This window comes from Pseudoalteromonas shioyasakiensis (assembly GCF_019134595.1).
In the GTDB taxonomy this organism is placed as follows: Bacteria; Pseudomonadota; Gammaproteobacteria; order Enterobacterales; family Alteromonadaceae; genus Pseudoalteromonas; species Pseudoalteromonas shioyasakiensis_A.
The window spans coordinates 1,474,754-1,498,432 of sequence record NZ_CP077770.1; the positions used below are offsets into that span (position 1 = coordinate 1,474,754).

22 protein-coding genes and 1 pseudogene are annotated in these 23,679 nt (G+C 40.9%); 12 read left to right on the forward strand and 11 right to left on the reverse strand.

From position 1 onward, the window contains the following. Nucleotides 1-2 precede the first annotated feature (2 nt). The gene (locus KQP93_RS06935; protein WP_217876444.1) at nucleotides 3-833 is read left to right on the forward strand and encodes an alpha/beta hydrolase; all 831 of its coding nucleotides are present in this window, start codon (nucleotides 3-5) and stop codon (nucleotides 831-833) included. 153 nt (nucleotides 834-986) lie between these two features. Here KQP93_RS06935 and KQP93_RS06940 read toward each other — a convergent pair whose 3' ends face one another. The 3 genes from KQP93_RS06940 to KQP93_RS06950 all read right to left on the reverse strand — a co-directional run bounded on the left by KQP93_RS06940 (nucleotide 987) and on the right by KQP93_RS06950 (nucleotide 4,172). Next, on the reverse strand, nucleotides 987-1,466 hold the full coding sequence (locus tag KQP93_RS06940; protein ID WP_054551601.1) for a YchJ family protein: 480 nt from the start codon (nucleotides 1,464-1,466) through the stop codon (nucleotides 987-989). A 40-nt stretch (nucleotides 1,467-1,506) separates the two neighbouring features. Further along, nucleotides 1,507-1,944 (reverse strand): SulA-like leucine-rich domain-containing protein, encoded by a 438-nt coding sequence (locus KQP93_RS06945; protein ID WP_054551944.1) that lies wholly within the window; start codon nucleotides 1,942-1,944, stop codon nucleotides 1,507-1,509. Between the two features lie 302 nt (nucleotides 1,945-2,246). Further along, nucleotides 2,247-4,172, reverse strand: coding sequence for a S9 family peptidase (locus tag KQP93_RS06950; protein ID WP_175079039.1), 1,926 nt, complete (start codon nucleotides 4,170-4,172; stop codon nucleotides 2,247-2,249). A 149-nt stretch (nucleotides 4,173-4,321) separates the two neighbouring features. Here KQP93_RS06950 and KQP93_RS06955 point away from each other — a divergent pair, with 149 nt between their 5' ends. Next, on the forward strand, nucleotides 4,322-4,912 hold the full coding sequence (locus KQP93_RS06955) for an ABC transporter ATP-binding protein (RefSeq protein WP_217876445.1): 591 nt from the start codon (nucleotides 4,322-4,324) through the stop codon (nucleotides 4,910-4,912). Further along, nucleotides 4,909-6,003, forward strand: a complete 1,095-nt coding sequence (locus KQP93_RS06960; protein ID WP_217876446.1) for a DUF6136 family protein — start codon at nucleotides 4,909-4,911, stop codon at nucleotides 6,001-6,003. The genes KQP93_RS06955 and KQP93_RS06960 overlap by 4 nt, the downstream gene beginning before the upstream one ends. On the opposite strand, the gene fadE is transcribed toward KQP93_RS06960, so the two are convergent. After that, a complete protein-coding gene (gene fadE, locus KQP93_RS06965; protein WP_217876447.1) occupies nucleotides 6,000-8,456 on the reverse strand; it encodes an acyl-CoA dehydrogenase FadE in 2,457 nt (818 codons plus the stop codon). The genes KQP93_RS06960 and fadE overlap by 4 nt on opposite strands. A 336-nt stretch (nucleotides 8,457-8,792) precedes the next feature. Here fadE and KQP93_RS06970 point away from each other — a divergent pair, with 336 nt between their 5' ends. Further along, nucleotides 8,793-9,557 (forward strand): class II glutamine amidotransferase, encoded by a 765-nt coding sequence (locus KQP93_RS06970; protein ID WP_217876448.1) that lies wholly within the window; start codon nucleotides 8,793-8,795, stop codon nucleotides 9,555-9,557. Nucleotides 9,558-9,572: 15 nt separating this feature from the next. Here KQP93_RS06970 and KQP93_RS06975 read toward each other — a convergent pair whose 3' ends face one another. From KQP93_RS06975 to cmoA, 5 genes are all read right to left on the reverse strand, one after another. Next, a complete protein-coding gene (locus KQP93_RS06975; protein WP_217876449.1) occupies nucleotides 9,573-10,379 on the reverse strand; it encodes a DUF3108 domain-containing protein in 807 nt (268 codons plus the stop codon). Next, nucleotides 10,324-10,971, reverse strand: coding sequence for a phosphoribosylglycinamide formyltransferase (purN, locus tag KQP93_RS06980; protein ID WP_217876450.1), 648 nt, complete (start codon nucleotides 10,969-10,971; stop codon nucleotides 10,324-10,326). The genes KQP93_RS06975 and purN overlap by 56 nt, the downstream gene beginning before the upstream one ends. Continuing rightward, on the reverse strand, nucleotides 10,971-12,023 hold the full coding sequence (purM, locus tag KQP93_RS06985; RefSeq protein WP_054551593.1) for a phosphoribosylformylglycinamidine cyclo-ligase: 1,053 nt from the start codon (nucleotides 12,021-12,023) through the stop codon (nucleotides 10,971-10,973). Before purM ends, purN begins: the two co-directional genes overlap by 1 nt. A gap of 199 nt (nucleotides 12,024-12,222) precedes the next feature. Continuing rightward, nucleotides 12,223-13,191: a tRNA 5-methoxyuridine(34)/uridine 5-oxyacetic acid(34) synthase CmoB gene (gene cmoB / locus KQP93_RS06990; RefSeq protein ID WP_217876451.1), complete on the reverse strand. Its 969-nt coding sequence runs from the start codon at nucleotides 13,189-13,191 to the stop codon at nucleotides 12,223-12,225. A 27-nt stretch (nucleotides 13,192-13,218) separates the two neighbouring features. Then, nucleotides 13,219-13,944: a carboxy-S-adenosyl-L-methionine synthase CmoA gene (gene cmoA / locus KQP93_RS06995; RefSeq protein ID WP_217876452.1), complete on the reverse strand. Its 726-nt coding sequence runs from the start codon at nucleotides 13,942-13,944 to the stop codon at nucleotides 13,219-13,221. Nucleotides 13,945-14,062: 118 nt separating this feature from the next. Between cmoA and KQP93_RS07000 the strand changes: the two genes are divergently transcribed. From KQP93_RS07000 to KQP93_RS07010, 3 genes are all read left to right on the forward strand, one after another. After that, complete coding sequence (locus KQP93_RS07000) at nucleotides 14,063-14,743, forward strand: DUF3334 family protein (RefSeq protein WP_054561772.1); 681 nt, start codon at nucleotides 14,063-14,065, stop codon at nucleotides 14,741-14,743. A 233-nt stretch (nucleotides 14,744-14,976) separates the two neighbouring features. Then, nucleotides 14,977-16,872 (forward strand): GGDEF domain-containing protein, encoded by a 1,896-nt coding sequence (locus KQP93_RS07005; protein WP_217876453.1) that lies wholly within the window; start codon nucleotides 14,977-14,979, stop codon nucleotides 16,870-16,872. 132 nt (nucleotides 16,873-17,004) lie between these two features. Further along, a complete protein-coding gene (locus tag KQP93_RS07010; protein ID WP_217876454.1) occupies nucleotides 17,005-18,021 on the forward strand; it encodes a DUF5924 family protein in 1,017 nt (338 codons plus the stop codon). A 37-nt stretch (nucleotides 18,022-18,058) separates the two neighbouring features. Here KQP93_RS07010 and KQP93_RS07015 read toward each other — a convergent pair whose 3' ends face one another. Both KQP93_RS07015 and KQP93_RS07020 read right to left on the reverse strand, forming a co-directional pair. After that, nucleotides 18,059-18,553, reverse strand: a complete 495-nt coding sequence (locus KQP93_RS07015) for a M48 metallopeptidase family protein (RefSeq protein WP_217876455.1) — start codon at nucleotides 18,551-18,553, stop codon at nucleotides 18,059-18,061. Nucleotides 18,554-18,574: 21 nt separating this feature from the next. Then, complete coding sequence (locus tag KQP93_RS07020) at nucleotides 18,575-19,423, reverse strand: DUF72 domain-containing protein (RefSeq protein ID WP_217876456.1); 849 nt, start codon at nucleotides 19,421-19,423, stop codon at nucleotides 18,575-18,577. 227 nt (nucleotides 19,424-19,650) lie between these two features. On the opposite strand from KQP93_RS07020, the gene aspS reads away from it, so the two are divergent. The 5 genes and pseudogenes from aspS (at nucleotide 19,651) to KQP93_RS07045 (ending at nucleotide 23,654) form a co-directional block, all read left to right on the forward strand. Further along, entirely contained in the window at nucleotides 19,651-21,420 is a 1,770-nt protein-coding gene (aspS, locus tag KQP93_RS07025; RefSeq protein ID WP_217876457.1) for an aspartate--tRNA ligase, read from the forward strand. Between the two features lie 109 nt (nucleotides 21,421-21,529). Continuing rightward, on the forward strand, nucleotides 21,530-21,736 hold the full coding sequence (locus tag KQP93_RS07030) for a hypothetical protein (protein WP_217876458.1): 207 nt from the start codon (nucleotides 21,530-21,532) through the stop codon (nucleotides 21,734-21,736). Then, on the forward strand, nucleotides 21,733-22,323 hold the full coding sequence (locus KQP93_RS07035) for a pentapeptide repeat-containing protein (RefSeq protein ID WP_440590121.1): 591 nt from the start codon (nucleotides 21,733-21,735) through the stop codon (nucleotides 22,321-22,323). The genes KQP93_RS07030 and KQP93_RS07035 overlap by 4 nt, the downstream gene beginning before the upstream one ends. A 31-nt stretch (nucleotides 22,324-22,354) precedes the next feature. After that, nucleotides 22,355-22,939: a GNAT family N-acetyltransferase gene (locus KQP93_RS07040; protein WP_217876459.1), complete on the forward strand. Its 585-nt coding sequence runs from the start codon at nucleotides 22,355-22,357 to the stop codon at nucleotides 22,937-22,939. Next, a pseudogene (locus KQP93_RS07045) lies at nucleotides 22,933-23,654 on the forward strand (alpha/beta hydrolase). Before KQP93_RS07040 ends, KQP93_RS07045 begins: the two are co-directional and overlap by 7 nt. The last annotated feature ends 25 nt before the right edge of the window (nucleotides 23,655-23,679 follow it).

Sequence of the window (23,679 nt, forward strand, 5' to 3'; positions counted from 1 at the left end):
TTATGCCTTATATATTGCTCGTTTTTGTGATCAGTGTTTTGGGCGTGAGCGATGTAAGCCATGCTGAGCCGTTTACTTTGCCACGTACTAATACTGTGTTACTTAAAGATAAACATACCGAAAACGAATACCCAATTACGATTAAATTGCCACGCAGCTACCAAAAGCAAAACCAGAAGCGTTACCCAGTTGTTTACCTATTAGATGCAAACTACAGTTTGCCAATTGCCTCTGGTGCTAGTCGCTTTATGATGAATTCTGGGGCTATAGAAGAGGTAATTATCGTTGCAGTAGGATATCAAAAAGGTGTAGCAGGGCTTAATAGCCGTATTTATGACTATACGCCATTTGAAGATAAAAATTGGCAGCGTAAAACTGGCGGAGCTAGTCAGTATCTAAACTACCTAAAAAATACTGTATCGCCTTATATTGAGGCCAACTTCAGAACAACCCAAAAAAGTACGTTAGTCGGTAACTCACTTGGCGGTTTATTTGCGGCTTATACCTTATTCACTGAGCCTTCGCTTTTTTCAAATTATATTATCGGCAGTCCTTCAGTGTGGTTTAAGCAGCACAGCCTTTTAGCTTTGCGTGTCGTACCCGCAGGTAAAGCAACTAAAGTGTATATTGGTATCGGCGAACTTGAAGAAAGCGAAGGTGAACAAATGGTGTCGGGGGCAAGGCAATTAGCAGCTAAAATTAATAATCAAAGTGGCGCGCTGGTTACAACAAATTTATTTGTTATCCCTCAGGCACGCCATGCAACTGCATTCCCAACAACGATTACCCAAGCCTTAGACTGGATTTACCAGGTTAATACCAACCCGCAATAATACTTAATCATTTTGAGGGATCAAACCTGTCGCTAACTGCGTTAAAAATTTCTCATTTAGAACAACTAAATAACGAAATTTTTGCCTTGTAATCAACGAGGTTTTATTGCCTCAAAATAGACTACTTAATTAAGCAGATTGGTATCAGAGCAATTAAAGAGCGTGACACTTTTTATATTTTTTGCCGCTCCCACAAGGGCACTCGTCGTTACGGCCAATTTTAATATCTGCAACTGGCGTTATATCACCGTCTAGGTAACGCCAAAGGCCATCTTCTTTAATAAAACGCGACTTCTCGTGTAACTCACAATACAAGTTTTGGTAAAAGTAATTAGCTTTAAATTCTACAAAACCTTCTTGCTCGTTATGCTCAGTATCTAAAACACTTAGCTTGGTAAAACGGCAGCTATTAGCAAAATCTTTAATTTCGCGAACAGGGTTAGCGGCTTGCTGGCTTTGTGCATAGGTACTAAATACATATTTTGCATCTTTTAGTGCGTAAGCACTAAAACGAGAACGCATAAGTTGCTCTGGCGTATCAGCTTGGCTTGCACCTGTATGAAAAGGCTGGCAGCAAAGCTCGTAAGTCGATTCGCTGCCACAAGGACAAAGGGAGTGTGTGAGTGATGTCATAACAACTTACCTAAAACTATAAATTGTTATTTTAACAAGCCTATTGTGGCTGCGGTACTAAATTGTTTAATTGAGCGCTTTTTGTAAAACAATAAAATTTAGCAGATGCCTGCTCAAGGTTTAAGTTCATCGAATCAAGTTGATGATTGTTTACAATATCTGTCCATGTGATCACAGCAGCAAAATTACCGTTATGTAATGCTGAACTAAGAACGTATTCAAGATTAACTAAATGTTTTTGTCTGATCACAAGAAGTTTGCTGGTATCAATCGAACACGAATCTAGTAAGGCTTTACTAGGAACATGATCAGGAGCAATTAATAGTGTCCATGCATTTTGGCTATTGTAATGATGCAATACTTTTAATAGCTCAAAGGTTGCTGAAATTTCGTCTTCAATTTGAATTAAATTAACAGACGCTTTGTCGTTATCTTGTTGGTAGCTTTTAACTGTTCTTAAGGTAATTGGCTGTAACATAACTTTCACTCACTGGTTGTTTATACAGTATGTGTATACAGTAGTTTATACAGTGTTTTTGCGCAAGTACTTTTTTGCTATTTTTTAACCAATTTTTCAGTTTTATTTTAGTTAAAATTATTTAATTGTTATTAAACAGTGGTTTACGGTTTTATTTTGAAGGTTGGAAAAGGTGAAAAATTTACCATTAAAGCTATACAGTGTTTTATACAGTACTGTGTAAACTGTTAAATTTTGATTCTATACAGGTGCTTTGCATAAAAAAGCCGGCATAATACCGGCTCTTTATCTTTGCAATTTTGCTATTTATCTAAGTAGGTATTTAAGAACTCAAGGTATGCATTTGAGGCTTTTATGCGGTTTTCTTTTTTAGTAAAACCATGGCCTTCATCATCGAATAATACATATTCAACAGGCACACCATTTGCCTTTACAGCGGCAACAAGTTCATCGCTTTCAACTTGTAAAACGCGAGGGTCGTTAGCACCTTGGATCACCATTAATGGCTTGGTGATGTTTTTAGCATGAAATAGTGGCGAAATGGCACGGTGACGTTCACCGTCTGTCGCTGGGTCGCCCATTTCATCATACAGTGCCTTTTTAAAGCTTTCCCACCATGGTGGAATCGAGTTTAAGGTTCTAACCCAGTTTGTTACACCAAATATATTAATGCCTACTTTGAACTCTTCAGGTTCAAAGGCAAGTGCTGCGGCGGTCATAAAGCCACCATAGCTGCCCCCCATGATGCCAATTTTATCAGCATCAACCCAATCTAGGCTTTGTAGGTGTTTTTTACCGTAAACAATATCTTGTAAATCGTCAGTGCCATGTTTTTTATCATCTAAATGGAAGAAGGTTTTACCATAACCAGAACTGCCACGGTTATTAACTGCAAAAATGGCATAACCATGATTGACTAGATGCTGCTGCATTGCACTATATCCTGTACGACTTTGGCCGCCAGGACCGCCGTGTACCCAAACTAAAGCAGGTACTTTGTTGTTGCTGTTAGCTTGCTTAGGCTTATATAAAACCCCAGGGATCTCTAGACCATCAAAGCTTTTAAAGCGCACAATTGTGCTTTCAACCAAGTCATTTTGATCAATTGCATCACTTAATGTGTTGGTTAATTGTTTAGCTTTTGATTCACCGAGTTGCCACACAAATAGGTTACTTGGCGAGGTATCTGAATTTAAATAAAACGCCATGGTCTTTTCATCAGCTGAAAAGTTCACACCACGTAAGTTACCAGCTGGCAGCGATGGCATGGCAATACCTTTACCTGTGGTGGTATCAATTATCGACACTTTAGTGCTTGCGTCAGCATTAACACCGCTTACTTGATAACGGCCAGATTTAGAGAAGTAAATAAAGCTCACATCCCACTCATCTTTGAGGGCAGGGCTGTGCTCGCCGGTCGTTAAGTCATAGCGCCACACCTCTGCAAATTCACCTTTGGCATCGGTTGAGTAATATAATGATTTACTGTCTCTTGAGAAGGTTTCTGGGCCATATTTAGCGTCGTCGTCATGACGGGTAATGAGCTCTGGTTTCAGTGTTTTTTTACGCGTATCGAGAATAAAAACATCGCTGTCTTTGTTCGAATTGTTTTTCGATAAAGCAATAAAGCGGCCGTCAGGGCTGATTGCGCCGACATCTAGCCCCATAGTATTTTGATAAACAGGCGTTACTTCATAGCTGTTAGCATCAACACGATATAGGTCCATAAACTTAGCATCACGCTGATTGCTGGTTATAAAAAAGTGTTTACCGTCTTCTGTGAAGCCTGCAAATCCTGCACGGGTTTCTTCACCCGGCGTAAGATCTTTAACTGTGCCATCTGTTTCGCGAACATAGATGTGATAACGCTCGTTACCGCCTGAGTCTTTAGTAAATAGTACGCGCTCATCTTTAGGGAAATAAGCCACAGCATAAGTACTGTCTTCAAAGTCTGTTAAGCGGGTTTTTTTGGCGGTTTTTATATCTACTTCATAAAGGCTATAAATGCCGCTTTCGTCACTGCTAACGAGTATTTTGTCGCCTTTCGGTGAAAAGCTGCTGCCCATAATTGAGGTTGTATCAAAAAAGGTTTCAGCGTCGTACTGTTTTACAGTTTGGCTTTGTTGCACGCTTTCGGTGCTACTTGTTGATGGGGTTGATTGAGAACATCCTGCAAGCGCAAGGCTAAGTGCGCATGCAACGGCAGCTAGTTGAAAACTCGGTTTCATTGTAATTATTCCTTGTTAATTTTTCGTTATCAAGTGTTGCCTGTTCATAATCTAAACGCAAGTTTTACCCGTTCGATATTTGTTACAAATCATGTAAATAAATAGGGACATGAGTGTGCTACTATTTTTTCATTATTAAAGGAATAAACATGATTGAAATTAACAACCTCAATAAGCGCTTTGCTTCAGCCCACGTTTTTGAAAACTACAGTAAGCAATTACAAAGTAAACGAGTTTGTTTACAGGCAGCGAATGGCAAAGGAAAAACAACATTACTGATGATACTAGCTGGCCTTGAAAAGCCACAATCAGGGCAGGTTTTATATAATAATGAAGCATTAAAGTCGCCGCAAAACGATGTTTCAATTGCTAGCGACCGTATTGCTCTGCCAGATTTTTTAACCGCGCGACAAGTTATTGAACTTAGTTGCAAGGCGTTAAAGAAAGATATGCCTGAGCAACTCATTACTGGATTTAACTTTACAGAGCACCTTAATACTCGTTTTAATGCTTTGTCGAGTGGTAACCAAAAGAAATGCCAGCTTATCACTGCTTTTTTAAAGCAAGCCCCATTTTTGCTTTTGGATGAACCGAGTGCAGCACTTGATCAAACAAGTATTCAATTTTTGCTGACTTTACTTGATGGCTACTTAGATGATAAACCTAATGGGCAAGTCATCATTACAAGCCACGAACCTGAGGTGTTTATACAGCATGGTTTTGAGTGCACAACATTATGATTGAATCTCTTGCTAGCTACGTGTCATTCCTTTCTTATAGATACCTCGCATATACGACCACTCTCAAAAGCATGCTATCTCAGTTAAAGAGTTTTAGCTTGCTGTTCGCACTCGTACTAGGCCCTGCATTTCTTGGTATGGTTTTACTTTTGTTTTTAGGGCTTGGAAAAATAGTCGATAGCCATGCAGCACCTGCTTACGGTGCAAAATTAGCAGTGGTTTATCTTTTACTTGAATCGGTGATGTTATGGGCCATGGCGCCAGCCATTAAAAATGAGCAAAATAGGGCGTTTCAGCGAAGTCTTTATAAATCCAGTTGGCGAGTATGTGTTGACTGCAAGTTACTACTTTTAAGTAATGCTTGGCTTATTGCCAGTTTACTAATAGCAGTAGATCTATCGTTAAAGCAATGGCTACAAGTACCACATTTTATGCTGTTTATGTTGTTGCAGTGGTTATGTGGAGTATTTGTTCTTTACAGGCCTCGTGCACTTTTTTATAGTTTATTGCTCAGTTCTGTAATGGTATTACTGCCAGCTAGTTTAACGTCAATGCAGTACTTTTTGGGCTTTGTTGCTATTTTCGGCTGTTCGATTTTACTCCCACCTGTAAGAATAAGTCATAAGTTAAAAGTACACTCGCTTGCTTTATTTTGGCTTAGTTACTTTATACAGCACAGCTGGAGCTTAATATGGCGTGGCTCAGTATTGCTTGCATGCTTGCTCACTTTATTACAGCTAATTGCAGTTCGTAATGACTTTAGTGACTTGATACAAGCAGTGGCTTTTTCAGTATGTGTGTTGCTAACAAGCTCGCTGCAGTTCGATTGCTTGGCTGTTTTTAAAAAATATCGGCTGTTCTTTCAAAGCAATAACCAAGATAAGCCGTTTTATATAAGCCAGTTTTTACCGAGCCTTATATTTTTTGCTGTTGCTTTAATTGTCGTGATAAGCATGCTTGGCACTAACTTGATTTACATCCTCATTGGGGCAGTATGGTGTGTAGTACAGCAATATTTAGCGCAAAAAAAACCAGCGCAATTTGCGCTGGTTTGGTTTTTCATAACAATTGGAATTGTTTTGCTAGCTTAAGCGGCGTCAGCTTTTTTATTGCTCTCGCCGCGGGCAACACTGCCGGCAACTAAGTCAGCTGGGTCAAAGTCGTCAACGTTAATAACGTCAAGACGGGCTTTTTCAACTGCAGCTAGTTTGTCGGCTTCAGCTTGGCTTAAAATACCTGCCTCTAGGCCCATTTGCGCTACTTTATCAAGCTGGAAGAAAGGCAGTTTCACGCCTTTTTCACGGCATACCTTGTCAAACAGAGGCTCAACTTCAAGAATGTCTTTCAGCGTTTGCTCTTGACGACCAACTAAGTTAAGCGGCTCGTTTTTAAGGTAAATGTAGTTAGCTAAACGATTACGAGTTTCGCTCGGTACTTGTAATAAGTGAGCAAGTTTATGCTCCAGCTTATCAGTAGGCTTACGAACTGGACGACCGAATGGGAATAACATGATTTTTAGCATTGCACGTAGTGGTGCAGATGGCATGTTATTGATTAAGTCAGCTAGTGCACGTTGGCAGTGGTAAAGGTGATCTTGGCAGCTCCATTGAACAAGCGCAAAATCTTCTTTTTTACGGCCTTCGTCGTTGTAACGTTTAAGTGTTGCAGATACAAGGTATAAGTAGCTTAGTAAGTCACCTAAACGTGCAGAGATACGCTCTTTACGTTTTAATGAACCACCAAATACGGCCATGCTGATATCTGACATTAATGCTAATGATGCACTGAAACGTGACGCAACACGATAAAACTCAGCGGTTTCGTCTTTGTACGGCGCACTTGTGAAACGAGCATTGGTTAATGCTAACCACTTAGTACGAACAAGGTTCGAAATAGTAAAGCCAACGTGGCCCATTAACGCTTTATCGAATACTGCAAGCGCTTCTTCGCGATCTTCAATTGCACAAGCACCTAATTCAGTTAACACAAATGGATGACAACGAATTGCACCTTGACCATAAATGATCATGTTACGCGTTAATATATTTGCACCTTCAACGGTAATTGCAATTGGCGCACCTTGGTAGCCACGGCCTAAGTAGTTGTTTGGACCAAGCATGATGCCTTTACCACCATGAACATCCATGCCGTGAATCGTTGCTTCACGCATTTGCTCAGTTAAGTGGTATTTGATAATCGCAGATACAACCGATGGTTTTTCACCAAGGTCAACAGCCCCTGTAGACATGCTAACTGCAGCATCTGAGCTATATGCGTAACCTGCAAGTTTTGCCATTGATTCTTCAACACCTTCCATTTGACCAATTGGTAAACGGAATTGACGACGAATACGGCTGTAAGAGCCTGTTGCAAGCGCAATTGTTTTAATGCCACCTGTTGAGTTAGACGGCAATGTAATTGCACGACCAACAGATAAACATTCAACCAGCATACGCCAGCCTTGACCTGCCATTTTCGGGCCACCAATGATGTAATCAAGTGGTACGAAGATATCTTTACCGCGAGTAGGACCATTTTGGAATGGAACGTTTAGCGGGAAGTGACGACGGCCAATTTCTACTCCAGGAGTGTCAGTTGGGATAAGCGCACAGGTAATACCAGGCTCTTTATCATCACCTAGTAAACCGTCAGGATCTTGTAGTTTAAATGCAAGACCAAGCACAGTCGCAACTGGGGCAAGAGTAATGTAACGCTTGTTCCATGTTAGGCTAATACCAACAACTTCTTCGCCGTTCCATTGACCTTTACAAACAACACCGTAATCAGGAATTGCACTTGCGTCAGAACCGGCTTCTGGTGATGTTAAAGCAAAACATGGAATTTCTTGACCACTTGCTAAGCGTGGTAAGTAATGATCTTTTTGCTCTTTAGTACCATAGTGCTGAAGTAATTCGCCCGGACCTAATGAGTTAGGTACACCTACGATAGAAGAAAGTAGCGTCGATTTACTGGTTAACTTTTGCAGTACACATGATTGTGCATAAGCAGAAAACTCTAAACCGCCGAATTCCTTTTTGATGATCATGGCAAAGAATTTATTATCTTTTAGATATTGCCAAACATCTTGCGGTAAATCGGTTAGTTCGTGAGTTGCGTGCCAGTCATCTAGCATGCTGCACACTTCTTCAACTGGACCATCAATAAACGCTTGTTCTTCGATAGTAAGCTTAGGTGCTGGGTATTGGTGTAATTTGTTCCAGTCAGGACGACCGCAAAAAAGATCCGCTTCCCACCACGTAGTACCGGCATCGATTGCTGATTTTTCAGTATCCGACATAGTCGGGGTTACTTTTTTGAAAGCAGCGAAGATAGGTTTAATGATGTATTGTTGACGAACGCCAGTCACAGAAAGTGGCACAGCGATAAGTAAGAATAGTAGCCAACTAATTGCGCCAAACGCGCCAGCAAATGTGCCAACAAGTAAAGTCGCAACGGCAATACCTAAGCAGGTATTCCAGCTTGCTCTGTGGTAACTCGCAATACTAAGCAGCACGAGTAAACCAAGTAAAAATATGAGAGTCATTGATTATTCCTTAATAGAGGTCAGACCACCTCTTTTAGAGTAGCGCTAGAAAAGCGAATTATCAAGAGGGGAACAAGGATTAAAACGGCTTGTTTGGTGAGTTTTATTATTTTAAAAATAGCTATCAGTGCAAAAACATTTACAGTAGATGAGTAATTGTTGAGTAATTACTTATAATCAGCGCCGTTATACTTACGATTAGTTGTGAATTGCTCAGATAGTTCTGAAAATCTCAGCATAGCAGTTGCCATCCTTAGCGGTATGTTTAACAATGAGCGCAGGCAGGGATCAGCCCATCATGCCTTCCTTCGATTAGTTTTATAGGTTAAGAGTTCTATGTGTGAGTTGCTTGGCATGTCGGCCAACGTACCAACGGATATTTGTTTCAGTTTTTCAGGATTATTAGAGCGCGGTGGTAATACTGGCCCACATAAAGATGGCTGGGGCATCACTTTTTATGAAGGTAAAGGCTGTCGTACATTTAAAGATCCTGAGCCAAGTTGCCAGTCAGAAATTGCCAAACTCGTAAAAGCTTACCCAATAAAAAGTATTTCGGTGATAAGCCATATTCGCCAAGGTAATCGTGGTCGAGTATGTCTTGAAAATACCCACCCATTTACCCGCGAGTTATGGGGGCGAGAGATTACATATGCTCACAACGGGCAATTATCGAATTATCATGATTTAAAACCAGATCACTATCGACCGGTTGGGAATACCGACAGTGAATTGGCGTTTTGTTGGCTACTCGATAAAATTCGCGAAAAATACCCTAAACGCCCATCAAATATGGCGTCTGTATTTCGTTACGCTGCCAAGCTTGCTCACACACTGCGTGAAAAAGGCGTATTTAATATGCTACTTACCGATGGTGTTTTCGTTTTAGCTTATTGCACCAATAACTTACATTGGATCACACGCCGTGCACCGTTTGGCAAAGCGACATTAATTGATGCAGATATGGTGGTTGATTTTCAAAAAGAAACCACACCGAACGATGTGGTTACTGTAATTGCAACAAGACCACTCACCAATGATGAACGCTGGCAGAAAATGGAGCCAGGTGAGTTTGCACTGTTTAAAATGGGCGAAAAAATTTAGATAAAAGATGAAGCGCTACTCAGGCGCTTCATTACTCACTTCATTATTTGTTACGGCGACTGGCGTGGTCACGGTAAATGAATTAAGTTGCACTTCAAATTGCTCTACGCCTTTTTCACCTTTCCACATACGGACTAGCATGTAGTCCATTTCTGGGGCAAACCAAGCGAGTGCTTGACGCTTGTCGTTATCGTATAAACGTTTTACTTTAATCGCTTCTACATTGCCGATTGGCAGTGAAATCATTTCTGTGCCGACAACTTCAAAGTTGTAGTTACGTAAATTGCCTTTTTTATCAACCAGTGGGTAAGATAATTGCGTTTTGCCTTGTTTTAGCTCTTCGCGAACTTGCACTTGATAAGACAGTGAATCTTGAAATTCATCAGACCAATCAATTTTAAGAGGGTATTTACTTTGATTGCTTTGTACTTGTTTTTGCGCCGCATCAAATTTTAAGCTGTATTCTTTATCAGGCCCAGTACCTGAGCGCTCCATGGTGTAACTCATTGGAGAAATTTTCTGATCATGATAAGTAAACATGGATGTTTCTTTTCGTGAGTCCGAAAAAATCATCCATTCGATTTCACTGTGATAAGTGATCACGTAGTTACCGTCAGCGGCTTTTTTCAGCTCGCGTACTGCTTTACCATGGGTTTCGCCTTTACGAAGTACATCGTATTTGGCTTGGTATTGAGTGAGGTCGCCAGCTAAAACACTGGTAGGAAGTAATAAAGTGCCCACACAAGCGAGTAGGGCACTTAGATTTTTATTCTGGGTAGTGCGCGCCGTGTGCAGGAAGTTTCTTTTCGTCAAAAACTGCATAATCTGCTTCCATCTTGAGTCGTTGTTCACTGAACCACTTGACCACCAATGGATAGATTAAATGTTCTTGCTGATGAACACGTTGTGCGAGTGTCTCTGCGGTATCGTTTTCGAGTACCGGCACTTTGGCTTGAAGAACAACGGGACCGCCGTCTAGCTCTTCTGTGACAAAGTGAACACTAACACCATGAACGTCATCTTTTGCATCTATCGCTCGTTGGTGGGTATTCAGCCCTTGGTACTTAGGCAACAAAGAAGGGTGAATGTTCAACATTTTTCCCTTAAACTTTTGCACTAAGCTAGGTGTAAGAATACGCATAAAACCAGCTAATACAACTAGATTTGGTTCAAAATTGTCAATAATGTCCATTAACTCAGCATCATAGGCCTCGCGCGAGTCAAAATCTTTATGACTAAGTACACGTGTTTGTATACCTGCATTTTTTGCTCGCTCAAGGCCATAGGCGTCGGCTTTATTACTAATTACAGCGGCGATTTCGGCCTTTATCTCACCACGCGCACATGCGTCGATGATGGCTTGAAGGTTTGAACCGCTACCAGAAATTAATACAACAAGACGACAAGGGGTCATTAGTCACGACCACCTAAAATTTCTACTTGCTCTTCGCCTGCTTTCGCATCTTGGATCTCACCGATATGCCATGCATTTTCGCCAAGATCTTTAAGGATTGTTAAGCTCTGCTCAAGTTTGTCAGCTGGAACAACTAAAACCATGCCTACACCACAGTTGAATGTACGGTACATTTCGTGTGTTGTGATGTTGCCGTTTTCTTGTAACCAGTTGAAAACTACAGGCCATTCCCAGCTGTCGCCTTTGATTACTGCCTTTGCAGATTCAGGAAGTACGCGCGGGATGTTTTCCCAGAAACCACCACCTGTGATGTGAGATAACGCATGAACGTCAACCTGCTTGAATAGCTCAAGTAGTTGTTTAACATAGATGCGAGTTGGCTCTAAAAGGTGATCGCCAAGTGTTTTGCCTTCAAGCTCAGCGCTTGTGTCTGCGCCAGATACTTCAAGTACTTTACGAATTAATGAGAAGCCATTTGAATGAGGACCGCTTGATGCAAGGGCGATTAATTGGTCGCCTGCAGCAACTTTAGTGCCGTCGATAATTTTTGATTTTTCTACAACACCAGTACAGAAACCAGCCATGTCGTAGTCTTCGCCGTCGTACATACCTGGCATTTCAGCAGTTTCACCACCGATTAAAGCGCAGCCAGAAAGCTCACAGCCTTTACCAATACCAGTTACAACATCAGCCGCAGTATCTACGTCTAATTTACCCGTTGCATAGTAATCAAGGAAAAATAGTGGCTCTGCACCTTGTACAATAAGGTCGTTTACACACATAGCAACAAGGTCGATACCCACTGTGTCGTGCTTTTTAAGATCGATTGCTAAACGTAGTTTTGTACCAACACCGTCTGTGCCAGCAACCAGTACAGGCTCTTTATAGCCAGTTGGTAGTTCGCAAAGTGCGCCAAAACCACCGATACCGCCCATTACTTCAGGACGTCTGGTTTTTTTAACTACGCCTTTAATACGCTCAACAAGTGCATTACCGGCATCGATATCTACGCCCGCGTCTTTATAGCTAAGAGACTGTTTTTGTTCGCTCACAGGTTTTCCTCAAAAAAGTTGCATGTGGGTTGCTTAGAAACGCGCGTATTTTACAACAATTGCATTGGCGCGGCTAGTTGAAAAATCACTTTAACCGACTTGACAAGGACAGTTGTCCGGTTTTTTGTTTTCAAGTTGCAAGGCAAAAGTATCAGGCAAATGAACTTTTAACCTTGAAACTCGAAACTCCCACTATTTGTTAAGCTTTCGCTGTTAAAATTGCGCGAAGAGGGGCTGGGTAACCTTCAATGGTTTTGCTGGTGTCATTTGGATCTAAAAAGTCGACTAATGATTCGTTTTCCATCCACTGGGTTTTGCGTTGTTCTTCAAGCGTTGTGATTGCACAGTCTTTAACTTGCACATCTTTAAAGCCAACGCGTTCCATCCATAGTTTTAATGCCGCGGTGCTTGGGATAAACCATACATTACGCATTTTTGCATAGCGGTCGGTTGGCACTAAAACCGTGTGCTCATCACCTTCTACAACTAGGGTTTCAAGGACTAACTCCCCCCCTGGGCGAAGCTGCGCTTTTAATTGCGCTAAAAAGTCGATAGGTGAGCGACGGTGATATAAAACACCCATTGAAAATACCGTATCGAATGCTTTTAGCTCTGGCAGAGCTTCAACACCTAACGGTAATAAATGCACGTTTTCATCTTGGTGATAATGCTTTATCGCTTGGAATTGGCATAAGAACAAATCGGATGGATCGATACCCACCACAAAATTTGCGCCTTCACCGCGCATGCGCCACAAGTGATAACCCGAGCCACAGCCAATATCAAGCACAGTGCGGCCTTTTAACGGTTCTATATGAGGTAGTAAACGATCCCATTTCCAATCACTGCGCCACTCAGTATCAATTTCGATACCGTGTAAGCTAAATGGCCCTTTACGCCATGGCATCATGCGCTGTAATAAATGCGTTAACTGTTTTTGCTGACCTTCAGATAACTCATCACCGGTGCCAATTTGTACTTTATCCTGAAGGTTTACATGGTTTGTGCTTACCTCAGGTAAGTTTTTCAGCACTTTTTGCCATTTCGGTAAATCACCGTGGCTGGCTTCTAGTTCCCAGTGCTTTAATTGACCAGGCAAAGTTTCGAGCCAGTGGCTAAGCGGGCTTTGTGCAATTGCAGCGTAAAATTGGTTAAACCATTGAGACATGAAATACTCTTTATATCGTTGTGATGATTACTTGATTGCAATCATCGAGCAGAAGTTAAAACATTGATACCACACTTGCGTTTGGCTAAAACCAATTTCACTTAATCGGTTTAAGTGGGTAGATAAATGATCAGGGCGCATGACATTTTCGATAGCCGTACGCTTTTGGCTGATCTCAAGCTCTGAATAGCCGTTATGACGTTTAAAATCATGGTGTAAATCAATGAGCAAATTATCGCATTGCTCATTTTCACCTCTAATTTTTTCGCTCAGTAGCAAAACACCGCCTGGTTTTAAATTTGCGTAAATCTTTTCAAGCACCGCTTGGCGCTTTTCAGGTGGAATAAACTGTAGTGTAAAGTTCATCGCGACCACAGAGGCATTCTCGATAGCTAAATCGTTTATATCACCCAGTGTAACTGTGACCGGCACCTCTGAGCGAAAACCTTGTAAATGTAATTTACAGCGCTCAACCATCGCTTCTGAATTATCAACAGCAATGATATTACAGTTATCAGTGCGAATATTACGGCGCATACTTAAAGTCACAGCACCAAGAGAACAGCCTAAGTCGTATAGATTTGAATTGCTTTGCGCGTACTCACCAGCCAGCTTACCCATGCTGCTAACAATGGTTGCGTAACCTGGCACCGAGCGCTGGATCATATCAGGGAAAACTTCTACTACATGTTGGTCAAAGCTAAAGTCTTTAACCGCTTGCTCAGTGGCATAAATACTGTCTTTTTGCGTCACTTGAACAGTCTCTTTAAAAAATAATACCGGTATTTTAGCATTTTTAACTGGATAGTCAGTGATAAATTCAGTAGCTTGGCTAGAATTATCAATAACAAGTACAAAAAAGAGAAGTTTAATGACAAAAAGCAAAGTGATCAGTACAGAAGATATCTTATCAACTCTGTGTCATTCAGTGACTGGAGTTCTGTCTTCAGCAAGCGGTAACAGTATTAGTTATTCTGCTATGGTTCAAAAAATCACCCGCACCTGTATGCGCCCAGATATTGGCTGTTTTGTATTGTTCGATGGTGGCTTTACCGGTCTTGTGGTAACAAACTTCACAGCGCAAGCAGCCATGGAAATTTACCATGACTATATGCGTAACATGGGTATGCCAGAAGACGAAATTGCACAAAGCCATTTATCAGATGATGTGGCAAACGTACTCGGCGAGCTGATGAACCAAATCGTTGGTGACTTTACGTCAAAAGTACGCGACCAGTTGCATACTTCTATCACGCAAAACCAACCTAAGATGATGGCTATTAACAAACAGGTGCAAATCTCTGTTGATACCACGATGGATAGACCGCAAGCGCGCCGTGTGACTTTCACTACAGCGAAGCAAAATATCTTCTATCTAGAACTGGCAATGGATAAAACTGAGTTTATCAAACTACATGATTTTGATATTTCAGAAGCCGTTGACCCGGATGACATCATCGAAAATGAAGCTAAACAAAAAGCTGAAAAGCAAAAAGCATCATCACAAGCAGACGATGCAGATGATGATTTTATGGCAGAGCTTGGTTTGTAACCTAACGACTTGAGCTGTCAGCTATCAGCTATCAGCTATCAGCTATCAGCCGTCAGATAAAATAGAGGCGCGGGTCAGACCGCGCTTTTTTAATGACATTTTGCAAAGATGATTTTTCATTTAACAGTATTATTTTTATTGTACTTCAATGTTTTAGTGCATTGTTATATTTCTGGTGGTAGCATCAAATAGTTAAATTTTATTAACTTGCTTTACTGGAGTTAGGCAAAGGAATGGTACTTAAATTTATAAAAAATGGCATTTTAATTTATTTCTTGGTTTTTAGTTCAATTTCAATTGCGAGCTCAGAGCATAATAGGTTTAACAATTTTATAGAATTAACAATGCAGTATTCGATTAACCAGCTAGATGAAGAAGGTTATTTAAAGTCTGCTAAGAATCTGAAAATTGCAAACGTAGACTCTATCCAAGCAAAAGTATTTTATTTTATGGTGTTCAATCACCGTAGAGCGCTTGCTGAAAAGTTAGGCATTAAAGTCGCCATTCATTTAACCGACCAAGATTGGCAAGAGTTAAAAAAGGTTGATGCAGTAATGTATGGTGCGCAAAAGGCAACTTTTGTACAACTACATCTCTCTGATGATTTAACGATAGTAGATGCTTTAAAAGACTTAAAAGCTGAATTAATCGCATTAGACAATAAGCAAGCAATAGCTCAAGTTGCAGCTGATCTGGCACAATACTATTCATTATATAGAGAAGATCATCTGTCTGGTTTGATTGAGTATTTATATGCTGTTGATAGTTTACCAACCTACGAAAATTCCCTGGCTGGGTTTTTATATTCGAAAGAGTTTGCTCTACAAAGAATTATTTCAAGTTTTTATACTATGGGGGCTTACGAAACTGCCTTAGATTATGTATTGCAGCTTTACGCTTTATCTAATAAATATTTTGAAGTGTTAGACAATTCGACCCCATACTATGAAATGACATTTGTGTTAGCTCACGCAAAGCAGTTCAGCAAAGCGTTAAATATCGCAGATTTCTACTTACAGAAAGTACAAAAAGAACGTTTAGAACAGTCATCTCAACTTTACGCAGTAATAGCCAAAAGTGCTGTTTTAATTAAAAGACAACAAGAGGGAGACCTTAAAACTGCTCAATCCTTACTTCGAAATTCTGAAACGGATCTGAATTCAGATAATTATGCTGTAAAAGCACGCAGCTTAGTAGTTAAAACTTTACTCGATACCATCAATGGAAAGCTTTCAGAAGCTGAGAAGTCTGTTGATATCCTTCAGAAGTTTATTCAATCTAACCGTTCTATTTTTAGTCAGTCTGATTTTAGAGATGTCAACGAATTACAAAAGTTAGTTTATGAATTTCTGGGTAAACCAGAACTGGCGAACAAAGCTATGATGGATAAATTTGAGTTTGAAAAAGATTTCATGCTTTCTGCTTTTAATAACTCTCTGAATAACGTGGGGAATTACTTACAAAGAGATATAGAAATACTGGCCCTCAAGGGATATAAAGCAGAAACTGAAAAACAAGCTCTTAAAATTGAAACACAAAACCTGCGTTTTCTTTTAATGGCTCTCATAATCACAATGTTAATCTTCTTAATTTCATGGTTAATTTGGCGGCAGTTTTCTATTAAAAAGATCGCTGAAACAGATTCTCTAACTGGAGTTATGAATCGAAGAGCTATGTATTCTTGGTTAGAAAAAAGAAAGCCTCGAAACTCGTTAAAATGCATCTGCTTATTAGACTTAGATCACTTTAAACAAATTAACGACAACTACGGGCATTTAACTGGCGATGAAGTGCTTACATCTTTTAGTCATTTTGTACAAACTCGTATTCGTAAGACAGATAAATTAAGTCGTTTTGGCGGTGAAGAGTTTTTACTTGTTTTAGACTCAATAGATAAAGAAAAAGCACAAATTTTGATAGATAACATACGTGAGTCATTTCAAAACTATATAAATTGGCACACAACAACTTCTAACTTTTCTACTAGCTTCTCTGCAGGAATCATTGAGACAAGTGGTGACTTTGAGTTGAAACAAGTGTTAGCTCAATGCGATGCGCTTCTATACAAGGCAAAAGAAAATGGCCGTGCTAGAAGTGAATCAGCTTGTTTTGAGGCTAAAATTGTCTAACCCACAGCTTATTGCGATTACTTTAAGTTCAAAACTTACAGCTTAAAGCTTTGAACTTAAAGCTCGTTTTAAAGCCTACATTCATCCAATTTATGCTTTACTCATAAAGCCTTAAATGGATTTGATGATTGCATGAATTACTTAAAAAACTTTATAACTAAATTTGTTTTCATGATGCAGAAGCGGCCGGGGTTGATGGCGGTGTTGGCTTTTTGCAGTGGTGTGGCAAGCTATGTCTTTGTTGAGCGAAAAGAATCGTTTTCGCAGCTTATCTCTATTTTGTTATTAGTCACTTGGTTGTGGTTGTTAATAGATAACTGGCTAAGAGATAAAGTAGAGGAGCGTTTTGGTGTGGCGGTGTCGCCCAACGTGATGCGCTTTGCGCTGCAAGTTGTGCAGCAAGAAAGTTTGTTTTTTGCTTTACCATTTTTCTTAGCGGTGACTACTTGGGACCATGGTCAGGCTGCGTTCACCGTTTTAATTATACTTTGTGCGTTCGTTTCTGTTGTTGATCCCCTCTATTACAAAAAGCTTGCAAGGCACAGTGTCTGGTTTAGTGTGTTTCATAGCTTTTCTTTATTTGTTGTGCTGTCGGTGACCTTGCCAATTTTATTAAAGTTAACGACCAGCCAAAGTTTTGAAATTGCGTTAATCACAGCTGTTATTTTAACGGTCCCTAGTCTTGGTAATTTGATGCCGAATGCGAAATGGTGGCGTTTCCCGCTGTTGGTGTTATTGCTTTGTACATTAGGTGCTGGGCTTTGGCAATTACGTAGCTTTGTGCCACCTGCAGCACTACGTTTAACCAATATGAGTATGTCATATCAGCTTGATGAACAAGCCCGTAAACCACTTTCGCCAATAGAAAAACTCACTGAGCAGAGCTTGCATGAAAACGGTCTATATAGTTTTAGTGCGGTAAAAGCACCGCGAGGTTTAAATGAAAAAATCTTCCATGTTTGGGTGCATAATCGAAAAGAAGTTGACCGTATAGCCTTGGATATTTCTGGTGGTCGTAAAGAGGGCTATCGAGCGTGGAGCCATAAAACCAATTTTCCTGCAAATGCCGCAGGAAAATGGGTTGTTAAAGTAGTTACTGAATCAGGACAGCTGATAAGGCAGAGAAGGTTTGAGGTTACAGAAGTTTAGCTGTCAGCTTTCAGCCGTCAGTTTTTAGCTGATAGCTTCAGTAAGGGTTTTTCCCTTCACCTACCAGCACACTGAATATTCTTAAATCTAGTTCTAGTTGATGGTATTGCGGCTCCATGTGGCAGCAAAGTTGATAGAAGGCTTTGTTGTGGTCTTTTTCTTTAAAATGAGCCAGCTCGTGTACGACGAGAGCTTTGAGAAGTGGCTCAGGTGCGCGAAGTAGGTCGCTATTAATGGCAAGATCGTGTTTTCGGGTTTTACCTTGCATACGAAAAGTATGGGTACCTAAGGCATTTGTGACCATATCGCCTTGTTTTTTGAATGCGGCACGGCCAAAAGGCAGGGCATTTTTAAGGTAGCGCTTTTTCAGCTCAGTGGCGTAAATGTATAGAGCTTTATCGCTGGTAATGCTATGCGCATCAGGGTATTTGCCCTTTAGGTAGTTAGCAGCTCTGTCGCCATTAAATAGCTGTAACACTTGCTCAATGATGTGCGGCGGGTAACCTTGAAAATAACGGCTGTAATCTTTCATATTTTCTCTGATAAACGGGCGCTAAAATAAACTGCTTTGACTTGCTTCGCGTTCACCTATAAACGGCGCAAGCACGGAGTGATTGTAACCTAAATCTTGGCAAAACTGTCTTGCTAAAAGTGGTGACTGGCGATTATCTGCGGTATGGAAAAACAAATAGGGGGATTTTCCTTCATCAAGCCATTGCTTTACTTTTTTCAGCCATGGCTGGTAATACGACTTATATTCATGTTCAAGACTGGCAATCACAAAGCGCAGCATAGGCTGATTTCCTGTTGCAATGGCATGCACAGGTAAATAAGGCTTTTTCTTTTGCGCATCAATGAGTGCATCGGTATCGGCGGGAACAGCAAATAAAGCGCGGGTATCCATACTGATGCGGTCTATATTATTTTCAATTAACAGCTGATTTAAACGAATTTCAGCATCATCTTTATTAAAAAAGCCGGGGTGACGTACTTCTACACCGTAGCTAAGTTGCTTGGGAAGTTGTGCAATAAAATTAGCAAGCAGTGGCAGTGCGTCAGGGCCAAAGGCGCGGGGTAGCTGCAACATAACTTGCCCCGTTTTAGCAAAAATTGGCTCAAATAAGTTTAGCCATGCATTAAGCTCACTAGTTATATTCGTCAGTTGTAATTCGTGACTAAAACGCCGATGAAACTTAAAAGTAAATTTAAAGTCTTCGGGTACCGCATCATGCCAGCGCACTAATGACTCATGACTTGGGTCAGCATAAAAACTGGTGTTGCCCTCGACTGAGTTAAAGCATTGCGCATACTCACTGAGCATGTCGGCGCTTTTACAGTGACTAGAGAGCAAATTTCCTTTCCATGCGGTGCTAGACCACTGCGGACAACCTAAATACAGCATTAAATCAACCAATAAATTTAAACTTTAGCTAGTGTATCAAAAGAAATGTTTGCTCAGAAGTCGGGGTATATATTTAGCCCCCGACAGGTACTGCTGGCACTCGCATTTTGCGATGGTTTGGGTATAATGCTCTGCCTTAAATGATTACTTTGTATAGTGGCTTTTGCTCTCAAAATAGCGAACTCTTAAGAGCAGGCGGCTATAAGTCTTTAACTGACAGGAATACTATGCGCTCTATATATTGCGGACAGCTAAATAAATCTCACGTAGATCAAGAAGTTGAACTATGTGGTTGGATCAACAAACGCCGTGACCTTGGTGGCCTTATCTTCGTCGATTTACGTGACAGAGAAGGTTTAGTACAAGTTGTTTTTGATCCTGAAGTAGAAGGATTAATGGATACTGCGAATAAACTACGTCAAGAGTTTTGTGTGCAGTTAAAAGGTGTTGTTCGCGCACGCCCTGATAGCCAAGTAAATAAAGACATGGCAACAGGTGAAGTTGAAATTTTAGGCACAAGCTTAACTATCATCAACCGTTCAGAGCCATTACCACTTGATTTTAATCAGCAAAACTCTGAAGAGCGCCGCTTAAAATACCGTTACCTAGATTTACGTCGTCTTGAAATGAGCGACCGTATCAAACTTCGTGCAAAAGCGAGCAGTTTTGTGCGTCGTTTCTTAGATGACAACGGTTTCTTAGATATCGAAACACCGGTACTAACAAAAGCAACACCAGAAGGTGCCCGTGACTACTTAGTACCTAGCCGTGTTCATAAAGGAAGCTTCTACGCTTTACCTCAGTCGCCACAGTTATTTAAACAATTATTAATGATGTCGGGCTTTGACCGTTACTATCAAATTGTTAAGTGTTTCCGTGACGAAGACTTACGTGCTGACCGTCAGCCAGAATTCACACAAATCGATTTAGAGACGTCATTCATGAGCTCTAATGAAGTGCGTGCAATGACTGAGAAAATGATCCGTGAAATGTGGCAATCATTATTAGACGTTGACTTAGGCGACTTCCCAGTTATGCCTTACAGCGAAGCAATGCGTTTATATGGTTCTGATAAACCAGACCTACGTAACCCAATGCAACTTGTAGACGTTGCTGATTTAGTAAAAGACGTTGAGTTTAAAGTATTCTCTGGTCCTGCTAATGACGAAAAAGGCCGTGTTGCTGTATTAACTGTACCAGGCGGTGCTGAGCTTTCTCGTAAGCAAATCGACGATTACACTAAGTTCATTGGTATCTATGGCGCGAAAGGCCTTGCATGGATGAAAGTGAACGACCGTGCTGCGGGCGTTGAAGGTGTACAATCACCAATCGCTAAGTTCTTAAACGAAGAAGTGATCAACCAATTACTTGAGCGTACTAACGCACAATCTGGCGACATCATTTTATTTGGTGCTGACAAGCGCAACGTTGTAAACGAAGCAATGGGTGCGCTACGCCTTAAGATTGGTGTTGATTTAGGCATTACTGATCTAGATAGCTGGAAACCATTGTGGGTTGTTGACTTCCCGATGTTCGAAGAAGATGACGAAGGTACATTGCATGCGGTTCACCACCCATTCACTGCACCGAAAGGTATTTCTGCCCAAGAGCTTGAAGCAAACCCTGCAGGTGCATTATCAGATGCATACGACATGGTATTAAACGGCTACGAAGTTGGTGGTGGTTCGGTACGTATTCACAATGCAGACATGCAAGAAACAGCATTCAGAATCTTAGGCATTGATGCGCAAGAGCAACAAGACAAGTTTGGTTTCTTACTTGACGCACTTAAATATGGTACGCCACCGCATGCAGGTCTTGCGTTTGGTCTTGACCGTTTAGTTATGTTGTTATGCGGTACTGATAACATTCGTGACGTTATTGCTTTCCCTAAAACAACTCAAGCATCATGTTTATTAACAGATGCACCAAGCAAAGCAAATGCAGATGCATTAACTGAGCTTGCAATTAATGTTGTAGCGAAAGACGCTGAATAATTCATAATAACCTGAATTATAAGGCTTAATGAATAATAACCCTAAGGTGTATGCCTTAGGGTTTTTTTGTGCTTAAATGAATATTTAGTATGTTCTTCAAGGAAAGAGTATGAATATCAATGCAACTTTAATCGGCCAAATAATTGTTATTTTAATCCCTGTGTTTGCCGCTATCAGCTATTACTTAGGTAAGCGCAAAACCTCAACACCAATCGTGGTGGCCATTATTGGTGGCTTATTAGCGCTAATTCCTTTGTTTGGTCTTATTTTTATTGCGGTACTTGCGCTTAAAAAAGATACTGAGACCACCGCGTGATCGCAAGCCATTCGCTTTATTTTGAACACACCTTTGAAACAAACCTTGCAGGGCAAACATTTTCGCATTGCGAATTTGAGCAATGTGAATTTATCGACTGTGACTTTAGCAATAGCCAGTTTGAAAACTGCCGGTTCATAGAGTGTGAGTTTAAAAACTGTAATTTAGCTGCGCTTGGGCTTAGATACACCTCGCTTGAAGAAGTAAGCTTTAAACAGTGTAAATTAACCAGTGTGCGCTTTACTGATGTTGATTGGCCGCTACTCGCCAGCCGTGCCCCAGTGAGTTTTGTTGGTTGTGAACTTAGCCACAGCAGCTTTTTTGAACTTAGTTTAAAAGCTTTAAAAATGCGTAGCTGTTTTGCCAAAGATGTTGATTTTAGACATGCAGATTTATCTTCAGCTGATTTTACTGATACGGACTTTCGTGACAGCTTGTTTCAACAAACCAACCTCAGTAAAGCTAATTTTATTGGTGCCAGCCACTTCGCCATTGATATAACAGCTAACAATATCAGTAAGGCCACATTTGAACGTTATGCCGCTTTGGATTTATTAGCAGGGCTCGAAATAGAGCTGGTGGATTAAATATTATTGCTAATTAAGGTTAAGGAAAGTTATGGATTTAAGTCCCATCACCTTAGAAGGTCAATTTGTTAAATTAGTGCCGTTAACGCTTGAGCACCGTGATGCTTTAGTAAACGCCGCTTCAGATGGAAAGCTTTGGGACCTTTGGTTTACCTCGGTGCCCAATGAAGAACGTGTTGACGATTATTTAAGTATGGCGTTTGAACAACAGTCACTTGGTCGCGCAATACCATTTGCTGTTATCGATAAACACACCGATGAGGTGATAGGCTCAACTCGCTTTTGTAATATCGACAGTAAAAACCGCCGTTTAGAAATTGGCTATACCTGGTATGCCAAGCGTTTTCAGCGTACTGGGGTTAATACTGATTGTAAAAAACTGTTGCTGAGTTATGCATTTGAAACACTTAATGTGATTGCCGTTGAGTTTCGTACCCATTGGCACAATCAGGCTTCGCGCAATGCCATTGCTCGCTTAGGAGCAAAACAAGATGGGGTTCTTCGTAATCACCAAATAATGGCAGATGGATGCGTGCGTGACACCGTGGTGTTTTCAATTATTGATGGTGAGTGGCCGATGGTTAAACGTAGCTTAGAATTCAAATTAACATGTTAAATATTAAAAAGGCGGCACTAATGCTCGCGTTAACCCTTAGCGGGCAAACAGCCTTTGCAAGTCAAACAGAGACACTGTTTGATACTGAGCGCACACGCCATATTCCGGTGACCATTACAGCAGCCGATAGCAAATGCACGATAAAGAAAAAATGCCCCGTGGCGTTTATTGGGGCAGGCTATGGTATGGCACATACAGACTATCAATTTGCCCAGCAGGCATTTCATCAGCATGGTTACTTAACGGTTGAAGTTGCTCATGAGTTAAAAGGTGATCCGAGTTTAAACCCTGAGCCGCCCTACATGACCACACGCATGGAAAACTGGCACCGTGGTGTACAAACCCTTGAGTTTTTAGCCATAGAACTTGCAAAGCGATACCCTGCGTATGACTTTAATCAGCTCACTCAAATGGGGGAGATATTGCAGCATTATATGCCGCTATTTATCCCGCTAAGGTTTCTAAGCTGATCACCCTTGATCATCGTCGTATGCTTATCCCGCGAAACAAAAATATTGCTGTACTGACACTACGTGGTAGCGATTACCCAGCAGATAACAACGTATTGCTAACCCCGCAAGAGCTCGCTGTATACCCAGTGACGCAAATTAAGCTTAAAGGTTGGCGCCATAACGATATGTATGATAGTGGCCCAATAGCGCTTGTAGAACGAATGAGTAAAGAGCTCAACGCATTTTTATTTGCTAATAAATAGCAAATGATTTGTTGCTTGATCTGTA

Bases quoted from the DNA above. Each gene is read 5' to 3' on its own strand.
- KQP93_RS06935 (WP_217876444.1), top strand. From the start codon at position 3: ATGCCTTATATATTGCTCGTTTTTGTGATCAGTGTTTTGGGCGTGAGC.
- KQP93_RS06940 (WP_054551601.1), bottom strand. From the start codon at position 1,466: ATGACATCACTCACACACTCCCTTTGTCCTTGTGGCAGCGAATCGACT.
- KQP93_RS06945 (WP_054551944.1), bottom strand. From the start codon at position 1,944: ATGTTACAGCCAATTACCTTAAGAACAGTTAAAAGCTACCAACAAGAT.
- KQP93_RS06950 (WP_175079039.1), bottom strand. From the start codon at position 4,172: ATGAAACCGAGTTTTCAACTAGCTGCCGTTGCATGCGCACTTAGCCTT.
- KQP93_RS06955 (WP_217876445.1), top strand. From the start codon at position 4,322: ATGATTGAAATTAACAACCTCAATAAGCGCTTTGCTTCAGCCCACGTT.
- KQP93_RS06960 (WP_217876446.1), top strand. From the start codon at position 4,909: ATGATTGAATCTCTTGCTAGCTACGTGTCATTCCTTTCTTATAGATAC.
- fadE (WP_217876447.1), bottom strand. From the start codon at position 8,456: ATGACTCTCATATTTTTACTTGGTTTACTCGTGCTGCTTAGTATTGCG.
- KQP93_RS06970 (WP_217876448.1), top strand. From the start codon at position 8,793: ATGTGTGAGTTGCTTGGCATGTCGGCCAACGTACCAACGGATATTTGT.
- KQP93_RS06975 (WP_217876449.1), bottom strand. From the start codon at position 10,379: ATGCAGTTTTTGACGAAAAGAAACTTCCTGCACACGGCGCGCACTACC.
- purN (WP_217876450.1), bottom strand. From the start codon at position 10,971: ATGACCCCTTGTCGTCTTGTTGTATTAATTTCTGGTAGCGGTTCAAAC.
- cmoB (WP_217876451.1), bottom strand. From the start codon at position 13,191: ATGTCTCAATGGTTTAACCAATTTTACGCTGCAATTGCACAAAGCCCG.
- KQP93_RS07000 (WP_054561772.1), top strand. From the start codon at position 14,063: ATGACAAAAAGCAAAGTGATCAGTACAGAAGATATCTTATCAACTCTG.
- KQP93_RS07005 (WP_217876453.1), top strand. From the start codon at position 14,977: ATGGTACTTAAATTTATAAAAAATGGCATTTTAATTTATTTCTTGGTT.
- KQP93_RS07010 (WP_217876454.1), top strand. From the start codon at position 17,005: ATGAATTACTTAAAAAACTTTATAACTAAATTTGTTTTCATGATGCAG.
- KQP93_RS07015 (WP_217876455.1), bottom strand. From the start codon at position 18,553: ATGAAAGATTACAGCCGTTATTTTCAAGGTTACCCGCCGCACATCATT.
- KQP93_RS07020 (WP_217876456.1), bottom strand. From the start codon at position 19,423: ATGCTGTATTTAGGTTGTCCGCAGTGGTCTAGCACCGCATGGAAAGGA.
- aspS (WP_217876457.1), top strand. From the start codon at position 19,651: ATGCGCTCTATATATTGCGGACAGCTAAATAAATCTCACGTAGATCAA.
- KQP93_RS07030 (WP_217876458.1), top strand. From the start codon at position 21,530: ATGAATATCAATGCAACTTTAATCGGCCAAATAATTGTTATTTTAATC.
- KQP93_RS07040 (WP_217876459.1), top strand. From the start codon at position 22,355: ATGGATTTAAGTCCCATCACCTTAGAAGGTCAATTTGTTAAATTAGTG.